Annotated in this window: 10 protein-coding genes, 1 tRNA gene and 2 pseudogenes; 6 read left to right on the forward strand and 7 right to left on the reverse strand. The window is 33.9% G+C overall.

Annotated features, from left to right (window positions below; all coding sequences use genetic code 11):
• Positions 1-454: 454 nt before the first annotated feature.
• Positions 455-1,261 carry a folate-binding protein gene (locus AAGD95_RS01280; protein ID WP_341818627.1) on the reverse strand — a complete coding sequence of 269 codons (807 nt, stop codon included), beginning with the start codon at positions 1,259-1,261 and terminating at the stop codon, positions 455-457.
• Between the two features lie 174 nt (positions 1,262-1,435).
• Here AAGD95_RS01280 and AAGD95_RS01285 point away from each other — a divergent pair, with 174 nt between their 5' ends.
• The 3 genes from AAGD95_RS01285 (at position 1,436) to AAGD95_RS01295 (ending at position 4,790) form a co-directional block, all read left to right on the forward strand.
• Positions 1,436-1,726, forward strand: coding sequence for a co-chaperone GroES (locus AAGD95_RS01285; RefSeq protein WP_265035585.1), 291 nt, complete (start codon positions 1,436-1,438; stop codon positions 1,724-1,726).
• A gap of 100 nt (positions 1,727-1,826) precedes the next feature.
• Positions 1,827-3,476 (forward strand): chaperonin GroEL, encoded by a 1,650-nt coding sequence (groL, locus tag AAGD95_RS01290; RefSeq protein ID WP_265025571.1) that lies wholly within the window; start codon positions 1,827-1,829, stop codon positions 3,474-3,476.
• A gap of 462 nt (positions 3,477-3,938) precedes the next feature.
• Positions 3,939-4,790: an IS982 family transposase gene (locus tag AAGD95_RS01295; protein ID WP_410542088.1), complete on the forward strand. Its 852-nt coding sequence runs from the start codon at positions 3,939-3,941 to the stop codon at positions 4,788-4,790.
• Positions 4,791-4,964: 174 nt separating this feature from the next.
• Here AAGD95_RS01295 and AAGD95_RS01300 read toward each other — a convergent pair whose 3' ends face one another.
• The 4 genes from AAGD95_RS01300 to AAGD95_RS01315 form a co-directional block, all read right to left on the reverse strand.
• Entirely contained in the window at positions 4,965-5,600 is a 636-nt protein-coding gene (locus tag AAGD95_RS01300) for a DnaA ATPase domain-containing protein (RefSeq protein WP_265026005.1), read from the reverse strand.
• A gap of 129 nt (positions 5,601-5,729) precedes the next feature.
• On the reverse strand, positions 5,730-6,794 hold the full coding sequence (locus AAGD95_RS01305; RefSeq protein WP_341818628.1) for an AI-2E family transporter: 1,065 nt from the start codon (positions 6,792-6,794) through the stop codon (positions 5,730-5,732).
• A 49-nt stretch (positions 6,795-6,843) separates the two neighbouring features.
• Positions 6,844-7,173 (reverse strand): hypothetical protein, encoded by a 330-nt coding sequence (locus AAGD95_RS01310; protein ID WP_341818629.1) that lies wholly within the window; start codon positions 7,171-7,173, stop codon positions 6,844-6,846.
• Positions 7,174-7,208: 35 nt separating this feature from the next.
• On the reverse strand, positions 7,209-7,739 hold the full coding sequence (locus AAGD95_RS01315; protein WP_341818630.1) for an alpha/beta hydrolase: 531 nt from the start codon (positions 7,737-7,739) through the stop codon (positions 7,209-7,211).
• 86 nt (positions 7,740-7,825) lie between these two features.
• On the opposite strand from AAGD95_RS01315, the gene ispD reads away from it, so the two are divergent.
• Positions 7,826-9,037 carry a 2-C-methyl-D-erythritol 4-phosphate cytidylyltransferase gene (gene ispD, locus AAGD95_RS01320; protein WP_341818631.1) on the forward strand — a complete coding sequence of 404 codons (1,212 nt, stop codon included), beginning with the start codon at positions 7,826-7,828 and terminating at the stop codon, positions 9,035-9,037.
• Positions 9,038-9,191: 154 nt separating this feature from the next.
• Here ispD and AAGD95_RS01325 read toward each other — a convergent pair.
• Positions 9,192-10,075: pseudogene (locus AAGD95_RS01325) on the reverse strand (IS982 family transposase).
• 9 nt (positions 10,076-10,084) lie between these two features.
• Positions 10,085-10,822: pseudogene (locus tag AAGD95_RS01330) on the reverse strand (transposase); the annotation flags it as partial.
• Between the two features lie 314 nt (positions 10,823-11,136).
• Between AAGD95_RS01330 and AAGD95_RS01335 the strand changes: the two are divergent.
• Both AAGD95_RS01335 and AAGD95_RS01340 read left to right on the forward strand, forming a co-directional pair.
• A tRNA-Ser gene (locus AAGD95_RS01335) sits at positions 11,137-11,227 on the forward strand.
• Positions 11,228-11,403: 176 nt separating this feature from the next.
• The gene (locus AAGD95_RS01340; RefSeq protein WP_341818877.1) at positions 11,404-12,558 is read left to right on the forward strand and encodes a SurA N-terminal domain-containing protein; all 1,155 of its coding nucleotides are present in this window, start codon (positions 11,404-11,406) and stop codon (positions 12,556-12,558) included.
• The last annotated feature ends 41 nt before the right edge of the window (positions 12,559-12,599 follow it).

The raw sequence follows: 12,599 nt of genomic DNA on the forward strand, positions 1-12,599 counted from the left end.
TAAATATTAAGAAATTTACCAAATAAAAAAAAAGGCAAAAGAAGCCCTGGTCATTGTCTATTTTCAGTATTGGCGTTTTTTAAGCCTTAAACGCTGCAATTTAGCTGCTTTTAAGTGCAACTAACCTTAGCTAAAATGTTTAAGAAATTTACTAAGCAGAAAAAAGGCAAAGAAACCCCGTGGTAATTAGTGTTCACTCTCTAATCCTGCAAATTGGCGTACTATACTGTCTTAAACGACTTATAAGCGCGTTTCAGCTTATATAGGTAAAAACCTAGAAATATTGTGAAGACATAAGGTGCACATAGTGCAAAAAATTAAAAATAAGACGCCAACTACGTTGTTTTCTTGCTGTTTAATCTGCACAGATGAAGATAACTGAATACCTTCAGTTTTATGATAAAGGGGCTGGCGAAATGTGTCAAGCAGCTTTTTCGTTTCTATATGCGCTACCTTAAGACTTCAACGTCTCAACGCACCTGACCCCACTAGCATATAAATTTGCATGGCTCTTTCCAGTATTAAGCAATGCAAGTCCAATGTTGTCTACACTAGAGCGCAGTTCCCCTATTTCCTCATTATTTTCATTTGTCACTTTAGTGCCAATATATGGAAGTGCGTTATCCCCCTCAACAAGGTAAAGCTTTCTTCTGAATATTTCTTGTCTGCTCATTCGATTTACGACTTCCTGACCTATATAACACCCCTTATTAAAGCTTATACCGTTTACTTTATCGATTAAAAATTGCAGTGGGAACGATGAATTTTGTACCATATCTTTTGCTCCATCTGGAACGAGGTTTTGAATTCTAACTTTTTCATACTGAGTAAAATCCCCAACTGGCTCCTTTATTTCACCTTTATGTATGATCCTCATTCCTAGCAGTTTGTGCCTTGGATCTTGAAAAATAACTTGTGACTTACCACTACACTCCGTTGACTTAGTATTAAACAAAACTCCAACCTTATATAGTGCACTAACGTCTTTAATCTTCACCCTCAAATAAGTTTTAAGTAAATCTAGTTTCTCGATTATTTGCTGCAAGTGCATGTTTTCGCACTCCAAGAGGGTGTATTTACCATATTCAATAAGAAAAAAATCATATAGATATTTTCCTTGAGGGCTAAGCAATAAAGAGTAAATGGCTTTTTGGCTACCCAACTTATTAATATCATTGGTTATAATACCCTGCAGAAAATCTCTAGTGTCAGGCCCATATAGCACTATCACACCACGACTTAAGAATGGTATATAACTCATGAAATCTCCATAAATAAATCTAAATCTTATTATATAACATTAGGCTCTTTTAGAAACTGCTTTTGGCGTACATATTTTATAATGGTGTGCATATTTTACAAGCTCCAGCCCTTGAAATCTAACTTACGAGTATATATATAAAGTTATAGGTTAATTTGTTGAGAGGAAAAGCAAATGTCAAATGTAAGTTTAAATGTATTGGATGATAGCGTGCTGATCAAGCCTGTTAGCGAGGAAAAGCAAGGTGGAATTATGCTTCCATCAAGTGCTGAAAAGAAACCTACTAAAGGTGAAATTGTAGCAACTGGTGAAGGTTCACGCAACTCAAATGGCGAACGCGTAGCTTTAACTGTGAAAGCTGGTGATAAAGTGTTCTATCGTCAATGGGCTGGTACAGAAATAGAACATAATGATGAAAAGCTTATCGTGATGAAAGAGTCCGATATACTTGCTGTCATTAAATAGCAGTCTTTATTTTACTAAACTGAAACAAAGCGCAACATGGCGCATTGTAAATGGTTTTATTATAGTTTTCTAAATTTTTTATTAACAAGAGGTGATAAAAATGACTAATGTAGTAGTATCAGGTGAGCAGTTGCAAGAAGCCTTTCGTGAAGTCGCAGCAATAGTAGACTCAACGGTGGCAATAACTGCGGGACCTAGGGGAAAAACAGTAGGGATTAATAAGCCCTATGGAGCACCAGAAATTACAAAAGATGGTTATAAGGTGATGAAGGGCATCAAGCCTGAAAAACCACTAAATGCTGCAATAGCAAGCATCTTTGCCCAAAGTTGTTCTCAATGTAACGACAAAGTTGGTGATGGTACAACAACGTGCTCAATACTAACTAGCAATATGATAATGGAAGCTTCAAAGTCAATTGCTGCTGGAAACGATCGTGTTGGTATTAAAAACGGAATACAGAAGGCGAAAGATGTAATATTAAAGGAAATTACGTCAATGTCTCGTACAATTTCTCTAGAGAAAATAGACGAAGTGGCACAAGTTGCAATAATTTCTGCAAATGGTGATAAGGATATAGGTAACAGTATTGCTGATTCCGTGAAAAAAGTTGGAAAAGAGGGTGTAATAACTGTTGAAGAAAGTAAAGGTTCAAAAGAGTTAGAAGTTGAGCTGACTACTGGCATGCAATTTGATCGCGGTTATCTTTCTCCGTATTTTATTACAAATAATGAAAAAATGATCGTGGAGCTTGATAATCCTTATCTATTAATTACAGAGAAAAAATTAAATATTATTCAACCTTTACTTCCTATTCTTGAAGCTGTTGTTAAATCTGGTAAACCTTTAGTTATTATTGCAGAGGATATCGAAGGTGAAGCATTAAGCACTTTAGTTATCAATAAATTGCGTGGTGGTTTAAAAGTTGCTGCAGTAAAAGCTCCAGGTTTTGGTGACAGAAGAAAGGAGATGCTCGAAGATATAGCAACTTTGACTGGTGCTAAGTACGTCATAAAAGATGAACTTGGAATTAAGATGGAAGATCTGACACTTGATGATCTTGGTACTGCTAAAAATGTTAAAATTACTAAAGATAATACCACAGTTGTCAGCGAAAATAGCGATTCTGACAGTGTGAAAGCTAGAATCGAGCAGATCAAATCTCAAATTGAAACTTCAACTTCTGATTATGATAAAGAAAAGCTAAGAGAACGTTTAGCGAAATTATCAGGTGGTGTTGCTGTGCTAAAAGTTGGTGGAGCAACTGAAGTCGAAGTTAAAGAACGTAGAGATAGAGTTGAAGATGCGCTGCATGCAACAAGAGCTGCAATTGAAGAAGGCATAGTTCCAGGTGGTGGAGTTGCGCTTCTTTATGCTTCATCTGTTCTCGACAAATTAAAAGGTGCAAGTGACGAAGAGCAAATAGGCATAAACATTATCAAGAAAATTCTCAGTGCTCCAATTAGAAGGTTAGTTAAAAATGCTGGTCTTGAATCTGCTGTTATAATTGACTATTTGATTAAGCAGAATGATAAAGAGCTTATATACAACGTTGAGGCTATGAATTACGCTAATGCATTTACAGCTGGTGTGATTGATCCAGCAAAAGTGGTGCGTATTGCTTTTGAAACAGCGATATCTGTTGCGAGTGTGCTGATTACTACTGAATCTATGATAGTTGATGTACCAAGCAAAGAAAATGCTTCATCTCCTATGGGCGCAGGAGAAATGGGTGGCATGGGTGGATTCTAAGTAGAGTGAAACCGTGGAGCAATTGCTCCACGGTAGTTCCAAAAAATCTCACATTTTACTATTCGTTAAAGGTAATACGTTTGGTGCAGAAATGCACTACTGTTTGCATCCGTTTCACTCTTTTATATTATGGTTGTCTATAGCTAACCCAAGAAAGGTTTTCCTACGTCATACCGCCAAGGATAGGTTCCGCTAACAAGTAGCGGAATGACGAATTTTTGTTTTTCAAATTGTCGGTAAATCTAAGTCAGTTTAGCTATATGTGTTTTCCACAATGACTTATTCTTTTCACCCATTTATATTACAGTTGTATATATTAGAATAATGCTATGTTAATAAATAATCTATATAATACTATTTACGCGAATTCTGGATTAAAGGAGAATAGAAAAGGCAAGAAAACAGGGTAAACTCAGCAGTTATAAAAAAACAGATGAGGTTAACCATGGAAGATATAACAAACTGTTTTGTTTGGTCGATGATTTTTGCAGAGATATAGAGAAAAATTTTGCAGGTAAACTACTGCCAAATGGTAAAAAACCCACAAGAACAACGGAAATTGAACACTCCGAAATCATGACAATAATCCTGCTATATCAACAATCTCCGTGTAAAAATTTCAAAACTTTCTATCTACATTACCTAACGTTGCTCTACAAATCAGAGTTTCCAAAGTTGCCTTCATATACCAGGTTTGTTGCTCTAAAGCCTAGGGTTTTGTGGCATTTAGCAATGTTGTTGCATTGGCTTTGTGGACAGTCAGAAAACACTGGAATTTCATATATAGACACAACTCCCATTGCAGTTTGTCATGCAAAAAGAATATCCAAAAACAAAGTTTTTGCTGGAATTGCAAAATTAAGCAAGAGTACTTACGGCTGGTTTTTTGGTTTCAAATTACATATGGTAATCAATGAAAATGGTGAAATTCATTCACTTACGCTAACAAAAGGCAATGTTGATGATAGGATACCTGTGCCAAATCTGACGGAAAAATTAACCGGCCTTTTGTTTGGTGACAAAGGTTATATTGCAAAAGAGCTTTTTCAGAAGCTGTTTGACCGAGGTTTGAAACTTGTTACCAAGGTGAAAAAAGGTATGAAAAATGCATTGATTTCGCTAAATGAGAAGATTTTACTGAGAAAAAGGTCTATCATTGAGACTGTTTTTGGTTACCTAAAAAATAGACTAGAAATTGAACACACTCGCCATAGATCCCCTGTTAATTTTTTGGTTCATATCTTTTCTACTCTCATTTCCTATTCCATCAAATCCAAAAAGCCTTCTATTTCCTATACTTTCTTCCTTCCTTAATCCAGAATTCGCGTTATAAATATAGAATACTTCTTAGCTGTATCTATCTATATTTATTATAACATAACATTTATTATAATTCTAACATGGACAGATAGAGATTTCAATTACGTTAGTGTTATGGGTGTTAATAAATTTTTAATATATACAATGAGTACTTTACAAAGGAAGAAATCAAATGGCATCTTTTTTTAATAAAGTGCTAATAAAAGGAACGGTCACATTTGACCCTATAGATTCATTATCTATCTTCTCTATGATTTTATCAATGCTATAGAAAGAACGTTCTATTCTTGCTAAAATATAATTAATCACTTTTAAATCAATTTTTAACTGTTTATCTGAAAATCGTTTTATTAGCATAATTCTTAATAATTCCTCGCTTGCAGGCAAAATTTTTACGCTGATAGTTGACAATATTCGAGAGCTTAAATCTCTTAGTTTGAAGTTAAGCTTTTTTGGTGAAATTGAAGAAGTGATTAGCAGCCTCTTGTCACTTTCTTTCATGTAATTGTAACAATGTAATAACATTGCTTCATCTTTAATGTTTTGTACGTCTTCTAAAATAAAAGCATCGCTATACCTAATCTCGCTTACAAAGTTATTCACATTGATAAAAATTGCATCGTTTATTGACTGCCAAATATGAGCAAGATGAGTTTTACCGGAGCTTTTAGGTCCAAAAAGAATCAGACATTTCCAAGATAAATCATTAACTACCGAATTATATACGTGCTTATTTTCATCTAAGATGATGTAATTTTGCCGACTATAATCAGCTTGATTGTTGTTAAATAAATTTAATTGCACGTTAAACCTCTTACGTAACCTCTTTCTGGTAGTAATTTTTGCGCAGAAATTTACTTACGCTCCTCAAATATCTCAGGTATTCTGGGCTCATTTCTCCTCTTACCATAAATTGATTATGCAAAAGGTCTGTTAGCCGTTTTTATAAAGCTCACTTTTAAAATATTTATTGATTGCATATTCTACTGATACATTGAACATTGCTATTATTGGAATAAAAAGTAATATACCTGTAAATCCAAAATATGAAGCGCATATAGTAATTCCCAGAATAATTACAGTTGGATGTATATGAACTTTTTTTCCTATTAATAAAGGAACTAATATGTTTGAATCTATTAATTGTCCAACACCAAATAATAGCAAAACAGCAGCACTTTCAAACCATCCACTAAATTGAGTAATAGCGCTCAAAAACCCAATAATGGTGTATAATAATGGCCCTACGTAAGGTATGAACGTTAACATTCCTGATAAAATTCCAATAACAATAGAGTGTTTCAATCCGATTATGCTCAGGCTCACAGAGTAAAAGACCATCATGACAATACATACATTTACCTGCCCCTTTAGATAATTAGATATGATGAAATCCACTTTGGAAAAATAATTTGCAACTTTTTCTCTATAAGAAACAGGAATTAATTTATTAGCTTTTTCTATAATTAAAGGCCAATCACGTAATATATAGAAAAACACTACAGGAGTAATCACCATTAATGATACCGTGTTAAAGCTTGAACTTAACACTTGGATTATAAAGTTACTAGCAATATCAAGAGCATTCATGAAATAAGATACATAGTCGCTGTAATTTTCTGCTAGATTTTTAGATAAGTGATCAAATAAGCTATCCTCGATTTTTATATTAAGAAATTCTAATACAGAGGGGATTACTTTAAGCTTTAATGAAGGCACTTTACTCACTAAGAAATTTAATATTGAAGTAATTTGAACATATATAATAGGTAAAACAAATGTTATAACTAGTATAAAAGCTATTAACAAAACAAGTATTATAAAAATTACAGAACATGAACGCGGTATTCTATACTTTTCAAATTTGACTACTAGCGGATTAAACAAATATGCAATAACAATAGATATTAAACATGGAAAAATCATAGGACGCATCAGGAATAACATTCCTATTATAAAAAGCAGTATAAAACAAATAGTTATATGACGTTTTTGCATGCTTTTAGCATAGTCAATTTACTGAAAAATATACAGTTTATTGTAAATACTATCTATTCATTGTTTTATCAATTTTATTAAGTATTAGATCAGTCAAATTTTCATCCAATTCCCAACTAGATAAAACTCCGTTATGTGGATCATCTTCACACCTTTTCGAATTAACAGTCTTGATCAATTTTTCACATATCAATTTATCATTTTCTATTGCGTGCGCCAATTGTGCAGGTTGTGGTATTAAGTGATCTCCTTTGTTATTAATAACTATTATTGGCATATTCAATTTCCCCTCATCTCGCAACTTTCGTATATCGTTCACTAGATCAAAATCTAGATCTAAAGCCTTTAGCAATTTTTTTAAAATGGATGAGGGCAACATACTTAAAATTTTTGCTTGAGGGATCGGAAAATGCCCTATTGCTGTATGAAAAGAGCTGAAAGTGCTAGTAAAATAACACCTCCAAGTTTAACGTTTTTGTCTGCAAAGTGCTTCAAAACTGCCGATGCAACTGCTCCTCCAAAGGAATGGCCAAAAAGTATAATGTTTTCAGGCCTCACACCCTTGTCCATTAATTCATTGATTTCTTCTATCGAGGGCTTAAGCAAACTTTGATCTCTATTTATAAAGGGAATAAAAATAAGCATTACGGATAAAAAAATGCAAGTTAGAGCAGCTAAGCTTGCTAAACCAACTACTCCAGCTGTTATGGGGCTTATAAGTAGTAATATTGCAATGGGCGCTGATACAGATGCCACGAGGAACAGAAAGCTAACTGCAGCATAAGTTATGTAGTTCTGAAATGCGCTTGGATATTTATGTGCATGGTTATTATTTGATCCATTTAAACCTTGTACATAATTGTGAGCACTTTTATAGTTATCCCCTATTCCATGAAAGAATATAAGGTGTATCTCATTTTCTTTATTACACTTAGTAATGTGCATTCTAGCATCGTATTATATCTTAATTAAGATGATACACTCTTTTTTTAAAACTGTAAATAACTTGTTACTATACACTTACGCTGAAAATGACAAATATGCACACTAACAGACTTAAGAAATACAAAATAGCAGCATTAATAGTTGCAGCGGGAGTAGGCAGTAGATGCAATTCTACGATTCCTAAGCAGTATACAAAACTGGCAGGTAAATCTGTTTTATTTCATACAATTAAAAGATTTCTGACTAACCAATATATAGATTACATAAGAATAGCAATTAATAGAGATCATGAAAATTCCTATGAGAAAGCTATATCACTAATTACAGACACTAAATTACTAAGCCCTGTATACGGAGGAGAAAGTAGGCAAAGTTCAGTTAAACTAGGGCTTGAAAGCTTACAAAAAATTAACCCAGATTTTGTAGTTATACACGATGCTTGTAGGCCTTTTGTGTCAAATGTTCTGATAGATAACTTGGCTCAATTCATGATTAATGATCAATATACAGGAGTAGTTCCAGCAATAGAAGTTGAAGATACTATGTCATTGGTGGGTAATAATTTCGTTGAATCTACGATTTCAAGAGGAAAACTCAGAGCCATACAAACTCCTCAAATTTTTAATTTCAAAGAATTATTATCGTGCCATCAATCAGACAAAGAATTTACTGACGATTCATCACTAATGGTAGAGCACAAAAAACATGTTGCAATTATTAAAGGTGAGAAAAGCAATTTTAAGTTAACCACAAAAGAGGATATCAATATGGCAAAGCTTCTTTTTGAAGAGCCAAAATTTCGTGTCGGAACTGGTTATGATATACATAAGTTCATTAAAGTTCAAAATGGTGCTGAGAGCTTTATAAAAATTTGCGGTGTGAAAATTGAGCACAACATGGCAATAGAAGCACATTCCGATGGTGATGTTGCAATACATGCAATCGTTGATGCAATACTCGGAGCACTGGGATGTGGCGACATAGGAGAACATTTCCCTCCTAGTTCCTCTGAATGGAAAGATTGCAATTCATCTCACTTTCTTGACTTTGCTGCTAAAAAAGCACAGGAAAAAGGGTACAGCGTGTCTAATTTAGATATTACTATAGTTTGTGAGGAGCCTAAAATATCGCCTTACAAAGTAGAAATGAAGAAATTCATATCAAAAGCATTAGAGATTGATGATGAATTCGTAAATGTCAAAGCAACCACTGCAGAAAAATTAGGTTCTCTTGGAAGAAATGAAGGAATAGCAGCATATGCTTCTGTGTTATTGCATACAAACTTTTATTGGGAATAGAAACGAAAAAACTTACTTGACACCCTTCGCCAGCCCCCTTATCATGAAACTGAAGGTATTCAGTTATCTTCAATCTGTGCAGATTAAACGACAACAGTATTACGTAATTGGCGTCTTATTTTTAATTTTTTGCACTATGAACGCGAATTCTGGATTAAGGAAGGAAGAAAGTATAGGAAATAGAAGGCTTTTTGGATTTGATGGAATAGGAAATGAGAGTAGAAAAGATATGAACCAAAAAATTAACAGGGGATCTATGGCGAGTGTGTTCAATTTCTAGTCTATTTTTTAGGTAACCAAAAACAGTCTCAATGATAGACCTTTTTCTCAGTAAAATCTTCTCATTTAGCGAAATCAATGCATTTTTCATACCTTTTTTCACCTTGGTAACAAGTTTCAAACCTCGGTCAAACAGCTTCTGAAAAAGCTCTTTTGCAATATAACCTTTGTCACCAAACAAAAGGCCGGTTAATTTTTCCGTCAGATTTGGCACAGGTATCCTATCATCAACATTGCCTTTTGTTAGCGTAAGTGAATGAATTTCACCATTTTCATTGATTACCATATGTAATTTGAAACCAAAAACCAGCCGTAAGTACTCTTGCTTAATTTTGCAATTCCAGCAAAAACTTTGTTTTTGGATATTCTTTTTGCATGACAAACTGCAATGGGAGTTGTGTCTATATATGAAATTCCAGTGTTTTCTGACTGTCCACAAAGCCAATGCAACAACATTGCTAAATGCCACAAAACCCTAGGCTTTAGAGCAACAAACCTGGTATATGAAGGCAACTTTGGAAACTCTGATTTGTAGAGCAACGTTAGGTAATGTAGATAGAAAGTTTTGAAATTTTTACACGGAGATTGTTGATATAGCAGGATTATTGTCATGATTTCGGAGTGCTCAATTTCCGTTGTTCTTGTGGGTTTTTTACCATTTGGCAGTAGTTTACCTGCAAAATTTTTCTCTATATCTCTGCAAAAATCATCGACCAAACAAAACAGTTTGTTATATCTTCCATGGTTAACCTCATCTATTAATCCAGAATTCGCGTTAATAGCAGCATTTCTGTCAGACATATAATCTATTTTTGAATGTTCTGCTGCATCCTTTTTTGGTAGAACTTTTGTCTTTATATCGTATTTCTTACACAATTTATAAAGTTTGTGCCTATCGTATGCCCTATCTGCATATAATGCTTTTATTTTGTGCTGAAAATTAACTTCTTCAAGCAAATCGCAAGCTCCATAGTGGTCAGAGTAGAAGCCATTACTGTATCTTGCAGCTATAGCTTTTTTACTATTTACACTTAACATAACATGTAACTTTCTTACTTGCTCGTAGCTTCGGTACTTTCTATCTGCACTGTTTTCCTTACTGTGGCCAGGAGTGTTACTGTAAATGCTGATACTTGTGCTATCTATGATAATTTCAATATTTTCCATGTTGCTTTTATCAACCCTGCAATCATTTATCTTAATATTAAGTTTTTTAAACCTTCTTGATGCTTGTGAATAGCTGATAACTGCCAAATTTTTTCCTATTTGTTGCAGATATCCTTTTATAAACCCCACCGTTTGTCTTAAACCAATTCTAAAAAGATTGACAATTATATGCACCAAAATTACGACTTTATCACTGTAAATATAGTTGCCGCCCTGCATTTTTGGACTATTTTCATACCAATTTTCGATAGCTTCATCAATGTAACGAAAAATATTTCCCCTTTTTTCAAGGAATTTGTTATACCCGTTTTGGTTACTGACTTTCATTTTCTGTGGCATATTTTTTCTTCAACAGTTAAATGGTTATTTATAATGAATTTTGTCAGTAGCCACCAGATTTTTTCGGTTGCTATGCAACAAAGCCATTCCAGTGTCAAGCACTGGCATGACATTCTTCTGGTAGGCTCAAATTGTAATGTTTGTACAGTTGTGGAATGAATTGCGGTATGACGTAGGGAAACCTTTCTTGGGTTAGCTATAGATTTTTGTACCACAGATCTAAAAATTACAGTTGTTCGGAAAAATGTTGCTGTTAAAAGCATTAGACAGGTGGTAGAGGTCTTGGTATTATATAATCTTTAGGTTCTAAATTTGGAAGGGTGGCCGAGCGGCTGAAGGCGGCGGTTTGCTAAACCGTTATACGACCCAAAAGTCGTATCGAGGGTTCGAATCCCTCTCCTTCCGTATACTGTTTTGAGCACGGTCTAAATTCGCTATATTAGCATGTTTTTAGCCTATTTACCAGCGTACCTGATTTTGTTGCAATGGTTTTTATTTCCATTGTCACTGAGATCACTATTAAAAAGTTGGCTAGCATTGACTCAGTATTTATTATAGAATTGGTTATTAACCTTACTTATATGCATAAAATACTAATTTTACTGTTGATAGTGTTGCCACTTAGGTTGCTTGCAACCGAGATTGAAATTATTGCAGATGTAAATGGCGAGCCAATTTCAAATTTGGACATCGAAAAACGCATCAACTTTATAAATTCATTGTTTGGCACTCAAAGTGTTAATCAAAAAGAAGCAAAGCCTCAAATTCTTAGGGAGCTAATAGACGAAATTATCATTATCAATGAAGCGCAGAGGCTGAATATAAAATTGAGCAACGAGGAGTTAGATAATGCTATCATGTTATTTTTAACCCAAAGTTTTAAACTTAAGGCTAATGAAGTTGATCAATACATAGAGAAGCATAATATAGATCTTGGTATTTTAAGAAAACAAATAAAATGTCAGTTACTGTGGGGCAAAATTATTGAAGTAAGAATTGTGCCATTTATTAATATAAGCGATAAAGAAGTAGATGATGTAAAAAGGCAAACAGAAAAGCCGGATTATCTTATCACGTTCCAAGAGTTTATAATTCCTGATCAAAAAGACAAGGATGTTTATGGTATAGCTGAAGATTTAGTAAAAAAATTACGTAATAGTAATGATGACTTTATTCCAGAATCTCCAATAAAGATACGTAAAGCAACAGTTAATTTAAGTCAGCTGAAAGGCAAACTCAAGAGCGTTTTAGAAGGATTAGAAACCGGCGATTTAGCAGGTCCATTCAGTTTCAGTGAAGGTTACTCTGTTATAAAAGTAATAGATAAAGTACAACTTAATCATGCACTGCTGGAAAGCACTTTAAAATTAAAACAGATTGTGGTTGAAGGTTCAGAAAGTTTATTAGATAGTTTAAAGGAGCAAAAAGTTAATTGTTTAAATTTTGATAAATTGGCAGATAATTTTAAGCTGCCAAACGCAAAAGAATTTGAAATAAAAATGCGAGATTTAAATCCTGATTTACAGATTTTATTTAGTAAAACAAGTGTGAATGAAATAGTAGAATTGAAAGAAAATGGCACTGCAAAGTTAATGATGTTGTGTGATATCAAGAGTAATGTAGCGGGTATAGAAGCAATTAAACAGCAGATGTACCAACAAAAGATTATGATACAAAGCAACTTGTTATTAGATGATATGCGTAAAAATGCAGCTGTCAGTTATCGGTATAGTTGAAGTCAGAGAGTGTCCTTGTCTCTGTCTTTGTGTGCGAAAAT

The sequence above is a fragment of the Wolbachia endosymbiont (group B) of Ennomos erosarius genome (genome assembly GCF_964026905.1).
In the GTDB taxonomy this organism is placed as follows: Bacteria; Pseudomonadota; Alphaproteobacteria; order Rickettsiales; family Anaplasmataceae; genus Wolbachia.